Origin of the sequence: Salinilacihabitans rarus, from assembly GCF_024296665.1 — an archaeon.
In the GTDB taxonomy this organism is placed as follows: Archaea; Halobacteriota; Halobacteria; order Halobacteriales; family Natrialbaceae; genus Salinilacihabitans; species Salinilacihabitans rarus.
Map to the genome: position 1 here is coordinate 1,440,986 of NZ_CP100762.1, position 17,255 is coordinate 1,458,240.

General features: G+C 65.6%; 13 protein-coding genes. 8 read left to right on the forward strand and 5 right to left on the reverse strand.

Translation table 11 applies throughout. The annotated features are described in order from the left end of the window. Nucleotides 1-15 precede the first annotated feature (15 nt). Nucleotides 16-1,305 (reverse strand): UDP-glucose 6-dehydrogenase AglM, encoded by a 1,290-nt coding sequence (aglM, locus tag NKG98_RS07595; protein WP_254769052.1) that lies wholly within the window; start codon nt 1,303-1,305, stop codon nt 16-18. A gap of 75 nt (nt 1,306-1,380) precedes the next feature. Further along, a complete protein-coding gene (aglF, locus tag NKG98_RS07600) occupies nt 1,381-2,118 on the reverse strand; it encodes a UTP--glucose-1-phosphate uridylyltransferase AglF (RefSeq protein WP_254769053.1) in 738 nt (245 codons plus the stop codon). A gap of 118 nt (nt 2,119-2,236) precedes the next feature. Here aglF and NKG98_RS07605 point away from each other — a divergent pair, with 118 nt between their 5' ends. The 3 genes from NKG98_RS07605 to NKG98_RS07615 all read left to right on the forward strand — a co-directional run bounded on the left by NKG98_RS07605 (nt 2,237) and on the right by NKG98_RS07615 (nt 5,846). After that, entirely contained in the window at nt 2,237-3,217 is a 981-nt protein-coding gene (locus tag NKG98_RS07605; RefSeq protein ID WP_254769054.1) for a sulfatase-like hydrolase/transferase, read from the forward strand. A gap of 70 nt (nt 3,218-3,287) precedes the next feature. Continuing rightward, nucleotides 3,288-4,712 carry a lipopolysaccharide biosynthesis protein gene (locus tag NKG98_RS07610; RefSeq protein WP_256558478.1) on the forward strand — a complete coding sequence of 475 codons (1,425 nt, stop codon included), beginning with the start codon at nt 3,288-3,290 and terminating at the stop codon, nt 4,710-4,712. A 159-nt stretch (nt 4,713-4,871) separates the two neighbouring features. Further along, nucleotides 4,872-5,846 (forward strand): hypothetical protein, encoded by a 975-nt coding sequence (locus NKG98_RS07615; RefSeq protein WP_254769056.1) that lies wholly within the window; start codon nt 4,872-4,874, stop codon nt 5,844-5,846. A gap of 32 nt (nt 5,847-5,878) precedes the next feature. Here the strand turns inward: NKG98_RS07615 and NKG98_RS07620 are convergent, their stop codons facing one another. Continuing rightward, complete coding sequence (locus NKG98_RS07620; protein WP_254769057.1) at nt 5,879-7,015, reverse strand: agl cluster protein AglQ; 1,137 nt, start codon at nt 7,013-7,015, stop codon at nt 5,879-5,881. 147 nt (nt 7,016-7,162) lie between these two features. On the opposite strand from NKG98_RS07620, the gene NKG98_RS07625 reads away from it, so the two are divergent. Beyond that, nucleotides 7,163-8,644: a sulfatase-like hydrolase/transferase gene (locus NKG98_RS07625; protein ID WP_254769058.1), complete on the forward strand. Its 1,482-nt coding sequence runs from the start codon at nt 7,163-7,165 to the stop codon at nt 8,642-8,644. Between the two features lie 195 nt (nt 8,645-8,839). Then, nucleotides 8,840-9,736 (forward strand): glycosyltransferase family 2 protein, encoded by an 897-nt coding sequence (locus NKG98_RS07630; RefSeq protein WP_254769059.1) that lies wholly within the window; start codon nt 8,840-8,842, stop codon nt 9,734-9,736. A 25-nt stretch (nt 9,737-9,761) separates the two neighbouring features. Here the strand turns inward: NKG98_RS07630 and aglG are convergent, their stop codons facing one another. Then, entirely contained in the window at nt 9,762-10,721 is a 960-nt protein-coding gene (aglG, locus tag NKG98_RS07635) for a glucosyl-dolichyl phosphate glucuronosyltransferase (protein WP_254769060.1), read from the reverse strand. A gap of 224 nt (nt 10,722-10,945) precedes the next feature. Here aglG and NKG98_RS07640 point away from each other — a divergent pair, with 224 nt between their 5' ends. The 3 genes from NKG98_RS07640 to NKG98_RS07650 all read left to right on the forward strand — a co-directional run bounded on the left by NKG98_RS07640 (nt 10,946) and on the right by NKG98_RS07650 (nt 15,118). Further along, entirely contained in the window at nt 10,946-13,819 is a 2,874-nt protein-coding gene (locus NKG98_RS07640) for an oligosaccharyl transferase, archaeosortase A system-associated (protein ID WP_254769061.1), read from the forward strand. Between the two features lie 80 nt (nt 13,820-13,899). Beyond that, on the forward strand, nt 13,900-14,859 hold the full coding sequence (locus NKG98_RS07645; RefSeq protein WP_254769062.1) for a DUF368 domain-containing protein: 960 nt from the start codon (nt 13,900-13,902) through the stop codon (nt 14,857-14,859). 121 nt (nt 14,860-14,980) lie between these two features. Then, nucleotides 14,981-15,118 (forward strand): DUF7503 family protein, encoded by a 138-nt coding sequence (locus NKG98_RS07650; RefSeq protein WP_254769063.1) that lies wholly within the window; start codon nt 14,981-14,983, stop codon nt 15,116-15,118. An 8-nt stretch (nt 15,119-15,126) separates the two neighbouring features. On the opposite strand, the gene NKG98_RS07655 is transcribed toward NKG98_RS07650, so the two are convergent. After that, complete coding sequence (locus tag NKG98_RS07655; RefSeq protein ID WP_254769064.1) at nt 15,127-17,205, reverse strand: hypothetical protein; 2,079 nt, start codon at nt 17,203-17,205, stop codon at nt 15,127-15,129. Nucleotides 17,206-17,255 lie beyond the last annotated feature (50 nt).

The window sequence follows — 17,255 nt, forward strand, 5'->3', positions numbered from 1 at the left end:
TTCCGGCCGACCGCGTCACCAGGTCAGCCCCTCGTACGCGTCGAGGGCGGCCCCGTCGACGTCGATCCGGCGGCCGTCGACGACCACCCGCCGGGCCATCCCCTCGAACGAGAGGTCGTCGAACTCGGGCCAGCCGGTGGCGACGACCGCCCCCTCCGCGCCGTCGAGGGCCGCCTCGGCCGCGTCGGCGTACTCGATTTCGGGGTACTCCTCTCGGACGTTCTCGACCGCGACCGGGTCGTAGGCGACGACGTCCGCGCCGCGCTCGCGCAGGTGGTCGATCACGTCCAGCGCGCGCGACTTCCGCGTGTCGTCGGTGTTCGGCTTGAACGAGAGCCCGAGGACCGCGATCCGGGCGCCCGCGAGGTCGACGTGGTCGGCCAGCAGGTCGACCAGCCGGCGGGGCTGTTCGTCGTTGACCGCGACGACCGCGTCGAGGAGTTCGGGGTCGTACCCCTGCTCGCGCGCGCCGGCGCGCAACGCGTTGACGTCCTTCGGGAAACAGGAGCCACCCCAGCCGAGCCCCGAGCGGAGGAACCGCTCCGAGATGCGACTGTCGAGGCCGACGGCGTCGAACACCTCGTAGGCGTCGGCGCCGTAGGCTTTCGCGACGTTCCCGAGTTCGTTCACGAGCGAGACCTTCGCCGCGAGGAAGGCGTTGTTCGCGTACTTGATGAGTTCGGCCTCCCGGAGGCCGGTCTCGACGAGGTGCGTCTCGTCCCGTCCTACGATCGGGGCGTACAGTTCCCGGAGCGTCGCGTACGCGTCGTCGCTCGTCGCCCCGACGACCACCTTGTCGGGTTCCAGAAAGTCCCGGACCGCGCTGCCCATCCGGAGGAACTCGGGGTTCATCGCGAGTTCGAGCCCCTCGCCGACCCGCTTCCCGGAGTGCTCCTCGACGACGGGGCCGACGACCCCCTCGGTGGTGCCGGGGAGGACGGTGCTCTTGACGACGACGAGGTGATCGCCGTCCGTCGACGCGAGCGCGCGCCCGAGCGACTCCGCGCCGGCGCGCATCGCCGCGAGGTCGAGGCTGCCGTCGTCGGCCTGGGGCGTCGGCAGACAGAGGAAGGTGACGTCGGTCTCCCGGACCGCGTCGTAGTCGGTCGTCGCCCGCAGGCGGCCGCCCGCGTGCTCGGCGATGCGCTCGTCGAGGCCCGGTTCGTGGATCGGCGCCTCGCCGGCGTTGATCGCGTCGACGATTCCCTCGTCGACCTCGACGTTGACGACCTCGTTACCGAGGTCCGCGAGGCAGGCGGCGATCGTCGTGCCGACGTAGCCGCTGCCGACGATGGAGACGTTCATACGTTGGAGGATGGAGGGGGCGGATTAGTCGTTTTGGGTTCGCCGCCGACCGGCGGACGGCGTTTCCGCGGAGCGTCAGGCTTCCTCGACGAGTTCTTTCCCTTCCTCGGCCAGCCGCTCCTCGGCGCGGTCGCGGTCCTCGGGGTAGCCGACGTCGATGCGCCAGCCGTCCATCCGGATGGCGTCGATCGTCCGGCCCGACTGGATCAGGAGGTCGATCGCGTCCGGCAGTTCGTACTCGCCCCGATCGGAGGGCTGGACGAGGTGACAGGCGTGGAAGATGGCGGGCGTGAACGTGTAGAAGCCGGTCATCACGAGATTGGAGGGCGGGTCGTCGGGCTTTTCCATCACCTCGACGATCTCGCCGTACTCGTTCGTATCCAGCACCCCGTACCGACTCGCTTCCTCGTAGGGGACTTCCTCGACGAGGAACGCGGCGTCGGCGCGTTCTTCCTGTTGCCTGTTGATCACGTCGCCGAGGTTCGCCCGGAAGACGTTGTCCCCGAGCATCAGCATGAAGTCGTCGTCGACGTGGGGTTCGGCCTGGAGGATGGCGTGGGCGAGACCCAACTGCTCGCGCTGGTGGGCGTACGTGATCGGGACGCCCTCGTACTCGTCGCCGTAGCGCTCGATGATTTTCTCTTTCATGTACCCGACGACGACCACGAACTCGGTCGCGCCGACCTCGATCAGGTTGTCGAAGACGTCCTCAATGAGGGGTTTCCCGTCGACTTCGACGAGGACTTTCGGTTTGTCCTCGGTTAACGGCCGGAGGCGGGTGCCCTCGCCGGCCGCTAAAACGACTGCTTGCATACGCCTCGCTATCTGATGCCGGTGACAAGTATCTTCTGCTCGTTCGAACAGGACGGCGGAAACGCGTAGATGCTGGAAACCGGTTCGCTTATAATATCTCGTTGGGGATCTTCTCAGCGTGGAACTGAACGTCAGAGAGTGGCTGAAGCAACTCCGGACTGAGTGGGGCCAGAATCCGCGTCGCGCTCCCCTCTACGCCTTTTACGTCCCGTACCTCGGGATGTGGTACTCCGTTACTTCTCGCTACCCTGTCGGGACGAACGTATACGATAAAGATTGGGACGTTCTGGTCGTTCTCGACGCGTGTCGGACCGATTCGCTCCGACAACTCTCGGACGAGTACGACTTTTTGGCCGAGATCGATAGCGTTCGTTCCGTCGGGAGCCAGTCGGGCGAGTGGATCGCGAACACGTTTCGAGAAGACCGGCTCGATGACGTCGAAAATACGGTCATGGTGACGGCGAACGGCTTCGCGAGGCGGATTCTGGCCGATCGTCGATTTCCGCCCTTCAGCAATAACCCGCCCGTCCAAGCGGCCCAGTGGACTCCAGTTTACGGTTCCGACTTCGAGGACCTACAATTCGTCTGGGAGGACCATCACGATCCGGATCTCGGCGTTGTCCCTCCACGGGTCGTGACGGATTACGCGATCGAAGCCGCACGGGAGACGCAGCCGGAACGGCTCGTCGTTCACTATCTTCAGCCCCACCGGCCGTACATCGCGGACGCCGCGGCCGCCGGGCGACGTACCACCGAGGTCGAACGGGAGGGATACGAGGTTCTGGAACGGGGCGAGGCCTCGCGAGACGAGATCTATTCGATGTATATGGACAACCTGCGGTACGTATTGGACGACGTCGAACTCCTTTTGGAAAACGTCGACGCCGAAACGGTCGCGATCACCGCCGACCACGGGGAGTCGTTCGGCGAGGGGTTCGCGTACGGACACCCCGAAGGCTTCCTCCATCCCGTGGTGAAACGGGTCCCGTGGGTCGAGACGACGGCGGCGGATACCGGCTCGTATACGCCCGAGATCTCCGCTCATGAGGATCTCGAAACGGACATCGAGTCACACCTTCAGGACCTGGGCTACATGTGACCGGAATCGCATCCGACCAGAGGCGTGACCGTGGATCACGCTACCCCGTAGATACCGGCTACACGACCCTATGAGACTCGGTCAAACCTCCGTCGTACACTTCGGCTCGCAACTGCTGGTGACCGTCGCCGGCTTCGTCGCGAACATCTACTTCGTGAGAACGCTGGGTGGCGATACGCTGGGGGCGTACTTCCTCGTGCTCGGCGTACTGGCGTGGCTCTCTATCGTGGGCGATCTCGGCATCCGAACCGCGGTGAAAAAGCGAATGAGCGGCACTGGTGAGGAGGCCGCCTTCTTCACCGCCGGCCTTCTCGCGCAAGTTGTCGTATTGAGCGCGGTCGCAGCCCTCGTCCTCGTGTTCGCCGACCCCCTCAATCGCTACCTCGGGGTCGAGGCCGCGACGTTCGTCGCGCTGTTGCTGGTCGCACGCGTATTTCTGTCGTTCGTCAGAGCCGCGCTGGACGGCAGTCACCTCGTGTACGTCTCTTCGCTGTTGAACCCCTTGGAGTGGGGCGGGCGAACTACGCTTCAGGTCACGGCCGTCTTCTTTGGCTTCGGTCTCTCCGGAATGCTGTGGGGCTACTTCGGCGCAGCAATCTTTGCTATTGCCGCCGGACTGTTCTTTCTCCCGGCCGAACTCGCAACGCCGGATCGGGAACACTTCGACTCCCTCTTCTCGTACTCCCGGTACTCCTGGCTCGCCGAGTTCCGCCATCGGAGTTTTCTCTCGATGGACACCGTCGTTCTGGGGCTGTTCGTCTCGACGGGGTTCATCGCCATTTACGAAATCGCGTGGAACATCGCCTCCGTGCTGGCGATCTTCGGAACGTCGGTGAGCAAGACGCTGTTCCCGGAGATCAGTGAACAGACGTCGAGACAGTCGGCGGAAAAGGCAGTCCGGTTTACGACGCAATCGTTACTGTACTGTGGGCTGTTCATCGCCCCCGGACTCGTCGGCGCGGTCGTGGTCGGCGACCTCGTCCTCGCGCTGTACGATCCCGAGTTCGTCGCTGGTTACTGGGTACTGCTCGTTCTCATCGTCGCACGGGGGATCCAGTTGTATCACGGCCAACTTACCAACGTTCTCTCCGCCATCGACAGACCGGACGCCGTCTTCCGGATCGACGCGGCGTTCGTGCTGACGAACCTGTCGCTCAACGTCGCGCTCGTGTACTCGTACGGCTGGATGGGGGCGGCGGTGGCGACGACGATCTCGGCGGTCGTCGGTCTGGTCCTGGCGTACTACGCGCTCTCGAGCGTGATCGACGTGTCAGTTCCCGTGGTGGAAATCGGGAAACAGTGGGTCGCCGCGTTGACGATGGGCGGCGCGACGTACTACCTGCGGACGTTGATGGCGGACTCTACGGTCACGCTCCTCATTTTGGTCGGGATCGGGGCTGGCATCTATTTCGTCGTCCTCTGGGCTCTTTCCGGTCGGTTCCGGCGTGCTGTCGTCGATAATGTCCCCGGTGACTTCTTGACCGGTAGTGGATAGCGAACCAGTCCGGTAGAAACGTTCGCAGCTACAGTCCGGTTGCATCCCCGGATTGATCGACCTGCATACGCTGGTCGACATTTCGAACGGCTGGTCCGAATCAGCTCTCCCGCTGAATCGGCATCGTTTTGATCGTCTGTAAGAACCCGTCCATGAGAGATGGGTGGATCGTTCAAGGAGTGGGTGAGAGATCATTACGAACGGATCGCCTCCGAGCCCGCCCGCGGGCTGATGCACGCAGCGTATACGACGTACCTCGGACTTTGGTATACCCTCACGTCGAGACGGCCGGTTGGAACCCACATCTACGACGAGGACTGGGATGTGCTGGTAATCCTCGACGCGTGTCGCCTCGACGTGCTTCGGTCCGTAGCCCCTGAATATGACTTCATCGAGACGGTGGACTCCCGATGGTCTGTCGGAAGTCATTCACACGAGTGGCTCGCACAGACGTTCTCGATCGAGTATGCGGACGAGATCTCGGACACGGCGTATATAAGTGGTAACGGACACACGTACGAAACTTTTGTCGCGAACGAATATCCGCCGGACGAGACGGTACCGATTTGCTGGCCACGTTGGCAAACTGTAGAAGAAGATACCTTCGGCACGATAGACATGCTCTGGGAAACCGCTCATCGGGATCAACTCGGCGTCCCACCGCGTGCGATTACGGACCGAACCGTCGAGGTGGCCCGCGAGGCCGACTACGAGAGGGTAGTCGCTCACTACATGCAGCCACACATTCCCTACATCGCAGGATCGCTAGAGCAAGACCGCGAACCGACCGATGTCGAAGCCGGAGGATGGAAACATCTTGAATCCGACGGGACGACGTACGACCGCGTGTGGGAGCTCTACGAGGAAAACCTTCGGCTCGTCCTCGACGACGTCGAACTCCTCCTCGAGAACGTCGATGCTGAAACCGTCGTCATCACGGCCGACCACGGTAACGCGTTCGGGGAGTATACGGTGTACGGACACCCGGAAGGATTTCTCCTCCCGTGTATCAAGAAAGTGCCATGGGTCGTAACTTCGGGGTCAGACGAGAAGACGTATACGCCGACAGAGGAGTACGATACTGAGGAGAGGACCGATATCGAAAGTCATCTTCAAGACCTCGGGTATCTGTGAAATATACTCCTCGAGGGGAGTGACAGCGCAAGCTACTGTTTTGAGGGATCAGACTCGCTGCCCACCTGATACGCTTCGAGACGAGTCGCTTCGTATAACCGCGCGGCGTGTGTCTCCGGGTCGGGGGTGTTCGCCGACATCAGATCCATCGTCGGGTCGAAACAGCGTTGGATCTGTGTTCGAACCCACGTTTCACGGTCTTCGCGGGTAGCGACATCGAAGGTTTCGAACGCGAACGGGATTTCGAATCCGGGTGGGTTGTACGGGTAGCCAAACCGGTTGTCGTCGATCGATTCACGGTACGCTTCCGACCGAGCGTACTCGAGAGCGCGCCGGACGGATGTGGTGTCCCAGACGGAGTGTGACGGATAACATCTTTTTAACAGCGCCAGTGCGTACAGGTTGAAACTGTGATAGCCGATCGCCTTCGTTCTGAGCGCTCGTTTTCGTGACGGGGGCCGCGCGTAGTGGAGGAGGTGCGTTCGTAATAACCCCCGATAACGGAGCGGTCGAGAGAGAATCACCCCTCGGTCGGTAACGAGGTCGGGTCGGAGCGGGTGTCGAACGAGCCCGGTGTCCTCTACGTCCAGCAGCGACTCCAAACGGTCGAGAAAGATAGCCACCCGTGCGTCCGCTTCGTCGCTTCCAGCCTGAGCGAGCAATCCGCCGGCAGCGGCGAACCACAACTGGTGGTTGAACGTTCTGTCGTACGGCAGGACGGTCCCGTCCACTTCGACGCGTTTCCATATTCCTAACCGTTCGTCGAACGGATGGCTACAGAAGACGTCAGTGGCGAGCCGACACAGATCCGGCCGATCGAGTCGCTGTGACGCGACCGCCAGCGCCTCGATGGTCCACGCCTGTCCGATCAGTCCGTTACAGCGATCCTTGTCGGGATTTTCCCTGTGGACGAACGTCGCACCGTGTGGTCTTGCAGCCGGCGAGAGCAGGTATTCGATAGCGCGTCGGGCACCCTCACGGTACCGATTTTCGCCGGTCAGTTCGGCAGCTTGCAGGAAAATGACGAGCCAGTGGGACGTATTCCGGACCGGCGTCTCCGGGTCGCGGTACGGACCGTTGTGACCCGCGGGCATGGCGCCCGTCTCCGCCTGTCGGCCGAGGCCAGCCGTCGCGGATCTGACAATCAGCTCGTGGAGGGAAGATGACATTGAATCTGATGAGGATCGCTGCTGACGCGTGATACAGTTTACTATCGCTGCTGTCGGGTCGATCTTCCGCCACCCGCTATGGTACTACTCGAGGATTCGAGTTGCCGTCAGTAACACCTATGAACGGCCGGCGACCTGATGCTGATAATGAGCGCCCGTGCTCCGAACGTTCTTCTAGTCGTACTGGATAGCCTGAAGGCCAAAAACGTCGGATTGTACGGATACGAGAGGGAGACGACCCCGTTTCTCGAATCGTTCGCCGCTTCGGACGCCACGACCGTGTACACGCAGGCGCGAGCGCCGGGGATGACGAGTTACCCGAGTCACACGAGCATCTTTACGGGTCTCGAGGTCGCCGAACACGGTGCCCACGATCTGCTGACACACCAACTGGATCCGTCGCGTACGATCTGGCACACGCTCTCGACCGAGTTCGGCTACGAGACGGGCGTGTTCTCCGACAACGTCAACTTGACCGGCGAGAAGTCACTCGCGTCGGCGTTCGACCACGTCGTCGGGCGCCGGGGAAGACTGGTTCCCGATGCGCCGGATCCTGACAAGTTCTTCAACAGTCCCGAGTATCTCGATGGGGAGACGAACGGTTCGAAACACCTCGAATACCTAAAACACTGTCTGCGAAGCGAACGGACGATCGGCGGAATCGCGAACGGTGCTGCCAAGCAGTTCAGCCAGACCTTCTCCTCTGCGGCCCTAGAACGTCGCCTCGACCACTCTGCCGATCGGTTCCTCGACCCCTTCTACACATGGATCGACTCGGTAGACGGGCCGTGGGCCGCCTGTCTCAATCTCATGGACACACACCTCCCCTTTTGTCCCGCGAAGGAACACGATCTGTGGGGCGGATCGCGTCTCCAACGGACCCAAGCCGCTCTCGACCCGACCTCGTGGAACGTGTACGGCGGAGACGTATCTTGGGACGCGTGGAACTCCCTCGAGAACATCTACGACGGAACTATCAGGCAGGTTGATCACTACCTTGCGGACCTCGTCGACCAACTCAAAGGGCGGGGCTGTTTCGATGATACGCTCCTCGTTATCACCTCCGATCACGGGGAGGGGTTCGGGGAATACAGTCGAGTCAAACCCGATTTCCGGATCGCCGGCCACATCGTCGGGTTACACGAATCGCTGTTGCACGTGCCGCTCATCGTCTCGGCTCCGGAGCAATCGAACGGGGAAACCGTCACGGACCTGGCAACACTCCGACGGTTCCCCGATGCAGTAACGGAGGCCGTGGACGGGGAAATCGAACCCGACGCCTTCGTCCCGAACAGCCCCGTCGTAGCCTCCGCGTCGACAATCGACGTTAAACGGAAAAACAGACAACGAGCCAGGAAGTACTGTGGGGATCTCGCGCCGTACGAGGGACCCATTCGAGCAGTGTATCGGTCGGAGAACGGGACGATCCGGAAGTACCTGACGTGGGGGGATCGCGGCGCGACGGTCGAGATCGAAGATGCCCAGCGGGCGTCGGTGGTCGATGGTGGGGATCCACACGAAGAGGTGGCCTCGGCATTCGAACGGTTCGACGAGGCCGACGTGGTGCTCGAACAAGGGGAAATCGGCGACGAGACGAAAACACACCTTCAGAGCCTCGGCTACCTGTAACGCGGAATCGAACGCAGCCCTCTCGGCACGATTAGCCGGCTTTCGGTGAATTGATAGCCGCGGGCTCACAACCGGTAGCCGATGTCACACGTTGCCGCCGTATCCCTCTCCTTACGTCGAGCCCCCCGAGACGGAGAGCCGACTGGATTGAACGGTCGAGCGAAGCGGGCGGCGTGGAGTCGAGTTCGGTGATCGATGCCAGCCGACGCTACCGTCTCGATTATCGTCCCCGTGTACAACGATCCGGGCGGCGTCGCGGTCACGATCGACTCGTCGTTGTCGCAGTCCCTCGACCGCGAGTACCGCATCGTCGTCGTCGACAACGGCTCCACCGACCGAACCCCCGACGTCGTTCGCTCCTCCGACGACGACCGACTCTCCCTCGCTCACGAAACCGACGTCCAGTCCTCCTACGCCGCCCGAAACACCGGCATCCGCGCCACCGATGCCGACGTCCTCGCCTTCGTCGACGCGGACGTGACCGTTCCCGAGGACTGGCTCGACCGCGCCCTCGACGAGTTCGAAACCGCCGACGCGGACTACATGGGCTGTAACGTCGAACTCACGCTCCCCGAGAACCCTGCGCTCGCGGCCCGCTACGACGCCCACACCGGCTTCCCGGTGGAACAGTACCTCCGGCGCCAGCGCTTCGCCCCGACCTGCTGTCTCTTCGTTCGCCGCGAGGTCTTCGAGGACGTCGGCCTCTTCGACCACCGGCTCACCTCCGGCGGCGACAAGGAGTTCGGCAACCGCGTTCACGAGGCCGGCTACGAGATGCACTTCGCCGAGGACGTCACGATGTACCACCCGACGCGGAACTCGATCCGCGACCTCGTGACGAAGGACCTCCGCGTCGGCCGCGGCCTCTGTCAGCTACAGCGGTACCACCCGGACCGGTACGGCGAGCCCGGAATCCCGCCGCGTCCGTCGGGGATCAAGCGACCGGACCGCGACCTGTCGCGACGCGATCGGCTCGCGTTCGGCGCGCTCTCGACGTTCCTCACGGGCGTCCGCGGGCTGGGCTACTACCGCGAGTACGTCGCGGGCGAGCGAGACGCGGAACCCGGTGGGGTTCCCGCGCTCGAATCGTGAGCCGCGGTCGGAGCGAAACGGGCAGTCAGTTACCCGTCGCCGAGTCGCGGCCGGCGGTCAGCCCGGAGCGGTCGACGTCGACCAGCCCGTACAGGTAGCCGAACCCGACCGCCGCGGTGAAGACGAAGATCGCGACGAGCTGTTTCACCCCCGCCAGCGACGGCCGTCGAACGAGGTCCGTCAGCCGCGAGGGGACGAACTCGAACAACAGCCGCTTCAGGTACTCGTTCTTGTCGCCTTTCGCCTCCGGCAACAGCAGGTCCATGATCCGCTTGGAGTAGCCCTGCCAGAACGACCGGAACACGAGCCAGCGGAACTCGCCGCGGTAGTCGAACAGCTTGTGGTGGACGACGGCGTCGGTGTTGTAGATCACGCCCTTGCCGTACTCGTTTCGCATCCGGATACAGACGGGCGCCTCGTGGGCCTGGACGTGGCGGTCGCCCTGCCGACCCGTGTTCTCGTCGTAGCCGCCGACGCTCAGGAACACCTCGCGGCGAAAGGAGATGTTCGAGCCGTAGGTGTTTCGCAGTTCCTCCATGTGCTCGCCGAACCCACGCTCGTCACAGCCGACGAGCCAGTAGAACTCCTCGGGGAAGAAGTCGGGCTTCGCCGTGACCCAGTCGGGCGCGACGTGGCCGCCGACCGCGATGGCGTCGGTCTCCTCGTACACCCGCACTAGCTGTTCGATCCAGTCCGGTTCGGCGACCGCGTCGTCGTCGATGAACGCCACGACCTCGCCGGTGGCGATCTCGGCGCCTTTCGTGCGGCTGTAGGAGATGCCGCGGTTCTCTTCGTTGCAGTGGAGGACGACGTCGTCGAGGTCGCCGAAGTCCTCGCGGACGCGCTCGAAGACGGGTTCGTTGCCGTCGACGACGAGGACGACCTCGAGGGGCTCGTAGGTCTGGGCGAGGACGCTCTCGACACACTCGGAGAAGACGTCGTAGCGCTCCATCGCGTACGTGCAGATGACGACGGAGACTCTCATCGAAGGTCGATTGCGGCGACTTTCGAATAAGCCTTCTCTTTCCGCCGTCCCGATACGTTCGCCCGCGGCCGGCGCCCGACCGCCGCGTCCTCCGCCCTCGACCGCGGACCCCCTCGCGGCGCCGGCGGATCGCCGGACGGCCGGACGACACACCGGTTTCACGCCCTCCTGCCAACACGAGTAGATGACAAAGTTTATTCGCCACATCCCTCTGGTGGGACCTAATGAGTACCGACACCGAGCACGTCGAGGAGGGAGCCGAAACCTCCACCCTCCGGGCGTGGGAACGGTGGTATCACCTCCCGGTTCTGGGGGCCGTGATGCTGTTCATGCTGTGGGTTCGAACGCAGCAGTACGAGCGCTTCCTCACCGACGACGGCACGCCGGCGCTGGCGGGCGTCGACTCCTGGTACCACTGGCGGATGATCCGGTGGACCGCGGAGAACTACCCGAGCACGATGCCCTACGAGGCCTGGACCGGCTTCCCGACGGGCCGGTACGTCGGCCAGTTCGGGACGCTGTTCGACCAGTTGATCGTCACCGCGGCGATGATCGTCGGTCTCGGCGACCCCTCCACCGGGACGGTCTACGCGGTCGCCCTGTTCGCCATCCCCGTCATGGCCGCCCTCGTCGCGGTCCCGGTCTTCTACGCCGGCCGTCGCCTCGGCGGCACGTTCGGCGGCCTCGTCTCCGTCGTGGTCCTCGCGCTCGCGCCCGGACAGTTCCTCTCGCGGAGCACGATCGGGCAACTCGACCACCACGTCGGCGAGGTGCTGTTCATGGCCATCGCCGTCTTCGCGACGATGGTCGCGGTTCGCGTCGGCGAGCGCGACCGGCCGATCTACGAACTCGTCGCCGAGCGGGAGTGGGACGCGGTCCGCCGGCCCGCGCTGTACGCCGCGCTCGCGGGGCTCGCGCTCGCGCTGTACGTCTGGGTCTGGCCGTCCGCGGTCGTCCTCGTCGGCATCTTCGGCGTCTTCTACGCCGTCGCCCTCTCGATCGACTACCTGCGCGGGGTCTCGCCGGACCACCTCGCGTTCGTCGGCGCGGTGAGCATGGCCGTCACCGCGCTCGTCGCGGTCGTCCTCTTCGAGGAGCCGAGCACGAGTCCGACGAGTTTCGGCTACCTCCAGGTGCTGTTGCCCGCGCTGGTCGCCGTCGGCAGTCTGTTCATGGCGTGGCTGGCCCGGCAGTGGAACGCCCGCGACCTCGACCGCCGGTACTACCCGGTCGCCATCGCCGGGCTGGCCGCCGTCGCGTTCGCGGCCATGGCGGTCGTCCTGCCGGACCTGTTCGACACCATCGCCAACAACCTCACCCGGCGGCTGCTGCCGCTCGGCGAGCCGACGACCGACGTCACCATCCGCGAGGCCCAGCGGCCCGACGACTTCACCGCACACGCCGTCGCCGAGTTCGGCGCGGCCTTCTACACGATGCTGGCCGGTCTGGCGCTCCTCGCGGCCCGGCCGTTGCTCGGCCGGGAGTACCGCGCCGAGTACACGCTGGTGATCGTCTGGTCGCTGTTCCTGATCAGCATGGCGGCGACGCAGATCCGTTTCGCCTACTATCTCGTGCTCGCGGTCGCGGTCGTCAACGCGGCGTTCGTCGCCGACGTCGCGAACCTGTTCGACATCGACGTCCGGGGCAGTCTCGACTCGCTGCGTTCGGTCGAGACCTACCAGATCATCGTGGTGGCCCTCGTCGTGCTCTTGCTGTTCGCGCCGCTGCTTCCGCCGCTGGCGCAGGCGGGCGGGACGGCGTGGGCCCAGGGCAACGCGACCGCTCCGAACTCGGACGCGAGGGTCTGGGAGGGGTCGAACGAGTGGCTGAACGAGAACACGCCCGAACCCGGTAACTGGGCCGGCGCCGACGGGGCGGCCGAACTCGACTACTACGGCACCTACGAGCGCCCGGCCGACGGGGACTACGACTACCCCGAGGGCACCTACGGGGTGTTGTCGTGGTGGGACTACGGCCACCTCATCACGGTCCAGGGCGAGCGGATCCCCCACTCGAACCCGTTCCAGCAGAACGCCCGCTCCTCGTCGGCGTACCTGACCGCCGAGTCCGAGGAGCGCGGCGAGTTGATCCTCGACGCGATCGCGGCCGGCGCGTCGGTCTCCGAGCAGTCCAACGAGGAACTCAGCGGGATCGTCGAGGGCAACGAGTCCGACGAGGAGATCCGGTACGTGATGATCGACTACGCGACCGCCGGCGGCAAGTTCGGCGCGATCACCCAGTGGACCGGACCGGCCTACGGCCACTACGCGACTCCCGAGGACTACCAGCTCGGCGAGCCGATCCCGGTCGACGAGATCAACGAGACGCTGACCGACCTGCCGTACGACGACACGATGACGTCGCGGCTGTACTTCGGCGACGCGACCGGGATGGAGAACTACCGGCTGGTCCACGAGAACGCCGAGGCCGGGAGCCCGCTGTTCGCCAGCTACGCCGTCGTCCGGGACGGTCAGGTGGCGCTCGACGAGAACGGGCGGCCCGCGGTGGCGGTCAACCGGCAGGTCAGCCGGGGAGAACTGCTCCAGCTCGACAACGACCCCCGCTTCGAGGTCTTCGACGTCCGCCAGGCCGCCGCGGTGAAGACGTTCGAGCGCGTCGAGGGCGCGACGATCACCGGCACCGTCGACGACTCGTCGGTTGCCGACGCGAACGCGACGGTCTTCGCCTCCGTCGAACTCGCGACGGCGGACAACCGGACGTTCACCTACGTCCAGGAGGCCGCGGTCGCCGACGACGGCTCGTTCGAACTGACCGTCCCGTACGCCACCGACGACGAACTCGCCGTCGAGGACGGCTACACGAACAGCAGCGTCGAGGCGACCGGCCCGTACGATGTCGAACTCGCCGTGGAGGGCGAGGACGGCCTCGAACTCGCCTACGACGGCACGACCGAGGTCGGCGAGACCGCGGTCGTCGAGGGCCAGACCGTCGACGTGACGCTCGAAGAAGCCACCGGCGAACCCGGAGGGGCCGACGCCGGGGAGACGGACGGCGACGGAGACGACGGAACGCAGGACGACGCGCAGGACGGCGGAAACGACACGCAGGCGGGCGACGCGGGCGAGTCGGAGAACTGACGCCGGCCGTCCGAACCGCGCCGCCCGCACCAACGGGGAGTGAGAACGCTTTTACCGGCACCCGGAATACACCCCGAGCGATGCGAGAGCTTCTCGTCGTCTATCTCAAGGGGTTCGCGATGGGCACCGCCGACGCCGTCCCGGGCGTCTCCGGGGGCACGATCGCGCTCATCGCGGGCATCTACGACCGCCTGATCCGGGCGCTGACCGCGCTCGACCCGCGGGCGTTGCGGCCGGCGCTCCGGCTTCACGACTCGGCCGGCCGGGCGGCGTTCCGCGAGGCCATGGTACGCATGGACGTCCCGTTTCTGGCGGCGCTCGGCCTCGGCGTCGGGACGGCGCTCGTGACGTTCGCACACCTCGTCGACGCGGTCGTGGAGGCGTACCCGGTGCCGTCGTACGCGTTCTTCTTCGGCCTGATCGCCGCGTCGGCGGTCGTCCTCTACGGCGAGATCGGTCGCTGGACCCCGCCCCGGATCGCGGTGTCGCTCGCCGGAGTCGTCGTCGCGGCCGTGGTGACTGGCGCGACGGCGACCGGGGTCTCCCACACCACCCCGATCGTCTTCCTCGCGGGCGCGATAGCGATCTGTGCGATGGTGCTGCCCGGCGTCTCGGGTGCGTTCTTCCTGCTCGTGCTCGGCCAGTACACGTACCTGGCGGGCGTGCTGACCGACTTCGTCGACGCGCTCGCCGGCCTGGCCGACGGCGGGTCGGTCGCGCCGGTCGTCGAGTCCGGGACGGTGGTCGCCGTCTTCGGCGCGGGCGCGGTCGTCGGCCTCTTCTCGATGGCTCACCTCGTCCGCCGGGCGCTGGACCGGTACCGCGCGGCGACGCTCGCGTTCCTCGTCAGCCTGATGGTCGGCGCGCTGCGGTTCCCGATCGAGAAGGTGGCCGCCGCCCTCGGCGAGACGCCGGCGGGTTCGCCGGGGGTGGCGGTGCTCGCGGCCGCCCTCGGCGCCGGCGCCGTGCTGGTGTTCGACCGCTACACGGCCGACCTCGAGTACGACGCCGACCCGGCCCGGGTCCGCGACGGCGCCTGAGCGACGGTCGGGGTCGTCGATCCCGTCACGAATCGCACCGGTCGGCACACTGTACTCATCGCCGAGCTACCCGAAATAATGGGGTGGATTAATAACCATTGGAGATGATTATGTGGGTGCAATGTCCGCGAAAGGTCGTCTGAAAGACTCCCTCGCATCGCACCCCCGAATGATCGGCGCGCTGTTCACGCTGCTGGTGCTGCTCAGCCAGAGCGGCACCGTCCTCGCCGGAGCGTCGAACACGAATCCTGGCCCCTGAAAGACGTCTCACGGCAGATCGGGGAGTCCGGGAGAGTCGTTCCAGATTATCGAACCGTTTTTGCAGACGGGTAGCCGGGCCCACGTAAGATACGCCAGCAGTTCAGACCGCGGAATCGACGAGTTCCGGACGGTTCCGGAGGTGAGATGCCGTTCGGTTATCGTCTCGATGTTCGGCTTGGTAGCGGAGCCGATCGCCAGTTCTTTCGTCGGATACGACTTGATAACTGCGTCGTACGGCTCCTCGTCGTTTTCGATCCACATCGCGGTCGGCGCACCCCCGTCCGTCTGGGCGATGTCCGCCGAGCCGTCGCCGACGATGAGGTACTCGTCGCCGAGCGCCGTCGTCTCTCGCACCAGTTCGAGCGCCGCCCGCAGGGGAAAGCCGAGGTTCAACAGCCGTGCCATCGTCTCGCCCACCTCGACGGCGTCCTCGTTGCCGACGTCCTGGAGGGTGGCGATCCCCCCGAACGCGCCGCGTCGGGTCAGGGCGAGCCCCTGATCGTACGACCGGCAGGCGTTGAGGAAGAAGACCCCGAGGTCGACCGACGACAGCGAGCGCACGTCGAGTTCGCCGTCCGAACAGCGGAGGCCGTCGGGGGTCGCGTGGCCGATGTAGTGCAGGAAGTCGTAGCCGCGGTCCAGCAGCGCCGCGAGTTCGTCGGTCGCGACGCCGAACTCGGAGTCGACGTCGAACGGGAGCGCCTCCCGGTTCCCGTAGGCCGCGCCGAGCAGGTCGTGCTCCTCGAGCATCCGCGCGTCGTTGCAGACGACGAGGATCTCGATCGACTCGTTTCGCCGTCCCCGCGAGAGCTGGTTCCGGTAGGCTTCGAGGGTCGCCTTCGACGCGCCGCGCGGGACGTCCTCGCCGAACCAGGCCTGCTCGATCGAGCCGTCGTCGACCGCCGGTTCGACGTACGTCTTCGGCTCTCGCTCCTCGACCGGGCGAACCGACGGCGAGCGCTCGACCGACGCGGACCGCACGAACGTCGCCTCGGCGTCGGCGGCGGGCGCCGGCGCCCGGACGACCTCGCCGCGGGGCTCCCTGACGACGCCGAGTTCGTTGACGACGAACGGGAGGATCTCGATACCGTCGGGCGTCGAGGGGACGTGCGCCGTCAGCGGCCAGCGCGGCACGTACGGCTCGACGACCTCGTACGGAACGTCGAGGTAGCGGTCGACCCGCTCGGAGAGCGTCGCGTCGTAGACGCGGCCGGGGTCGAACGGCAGGACGTCTTCGAGTCGGCTCCGCTCGTGGAGGGGGTCGGGGTAGACGCCCTCGGTGCGGACGACGCAGTCGAGGAGGAACAGTCGTTTGAGCGCGCGCGCGGCGTCGTCCGCCAGCGGGCGGTCGACCCCGAGTTCGTGGGTCGCCGTCGCGGTCTCGATCGCCGGCCGGTCGCCGGGGCGGACGTCGGCGCCGAGGTAGAACGACAGCGAGGCGACGGCGTAGAGGTCGCGGTACGTCGGCGGCACCCGGATCGTGATCGGCGTCTCCAGCGGCGTCACGACCGGCGGGATCTCGAGGTCGTCGCCGAGTTCGATCAGGGGCGGGTGGCCGCGCAGGCTCGGCCACGACCGCTCCGGCGAGGTCGTCTTCAGCGCCGAGGAGAGCGCGGAGAGCGCCCGCATCGTCGCCTCGGGGTCGGCGGGCGTCCGGACGGTCGCGGTGGGCCGCTCGTGTAGCGAGCGCGCCCCGACGTCGATCGTCGTCTCGCGCTCGAAGGTGAGGTGAATGGAGTCGATCCCCGTCTCGATCTCGCCGGCCCCGGGGACGCGACAGTACAGTTTGATCGGGCCGCCGAGGCCGACGAACCGCGTCCCGTCGAGGCTGACCCGCTCGCCGACGTCGACGTCCCGGATCGACTGGCCGTTCTCGTCGTGGAGGTGGACCGAGTAGCGCTGGTCGAAGACGAGCGACGCCGTCTCGATCGAGCAGGCGCTGTCGACGGGAAAGCAGAACCGCTCGGGGGCGATCGCCGCGGGCGAGACCGGCTTCGAGGTCCGGACGCGGAGCCGGCGCTGTTCGATCCGGTCGTAGACTTCGAGGCTCGACGGCGCCGTCGTACTGTCGAATTCGACGCTCATTCCGGTTCGATAGCGCTGATATTCACGCGAACGACCAAAAATCAACCGCC

Excerpts from the sequence above, each read along its gene's own strand:
- aglM (WP_254769052.1), bottom strand. The coding sequence starts at position 1,305 with ATGAACGTCTCCATCGTCGGCAGCGGCTACGTCGGCACGACGATCGCC.
- aglF (WP_254769053.1), bottom strand. The coding sequence starts at position 2,118 with ATGCAAGCAGTCGTTTTAGCGGCCGGCGAGGGCACCCGCCTCCGGCCG.
- NKG98_RS07610 (WP_256558478.1), top strand. The coding sequence starts at position 3,288 with ATGAGACTCGGTCAAACCTCCGTCGTACACTTCGGCTCGCAACTGCTG.
- NKG98_RS07615 (WP_254769056.1), top strand. The coding sequence starts at position 4,872 with ATGGGTGGATCGTTCAAGGAGTGGGTGAGAGATCATTACGAACGGATC.
- NKG98_RS07620 (WP_254769057.1), bottom strand. The coding sequence starts at position 7,015 with ATGTCATCTTCCCTCCACGAGCTGATTGTCAGATCCGCGACGGCTGGC.
- NKG98_RS07625 (WP_254769058.1), top strand. The coding sequence starts at position 7,163 with ATGAGCGCCCGTGCTCCGAACGTTCTTCTAGTCGTACTGGATAGCCTG.
- NKG98_RS07630 (WP_254769059.1), top strand. The coding sequence starts at position 8,840 with ATGCCAGCCGACGCTACCGTCTCGATTATCGTCCCCGTGTACAACGAT.
- aglG (WP_254769060.1), bottom strand. The coding sequence starts at position 10,721 with ATGAGAGTCTCCGTCGTCATCTGCACGTACGCGATGGAGCGCTACGAC.
- NKG98_RS07640 (WP_254769061.1), top strand. The coding sequence starts at position 10,946 with ATGAGTACCGACACCGAGCACGTCGAGGAGGGAGCCGAAACCTCCACC.
- NKG98_RS07645 (WP_254769062.1), top strand. The coding sequence starts at position 13,900 with ATGCGAGAGCTTCTCGTCGTCTATCTCAAGGGGTTCGCGATGGGCACC.
- NKG98_RS07650 (WP_254769063.1), top strand. The coding sequence starts at position 14,981 with ATGTCCGCGAAAGGTCGTCTGAAAGACTCCCTCGCATCGCACCCCCGA.
- NKG98_RS07655 (WP_254769064.1), bottom strand. The coding sequence starts at position 17,205 with ATGAGCGTCGAATTCGACAGTACGACGGCGCCGTCGAGCCTCGAAGTC.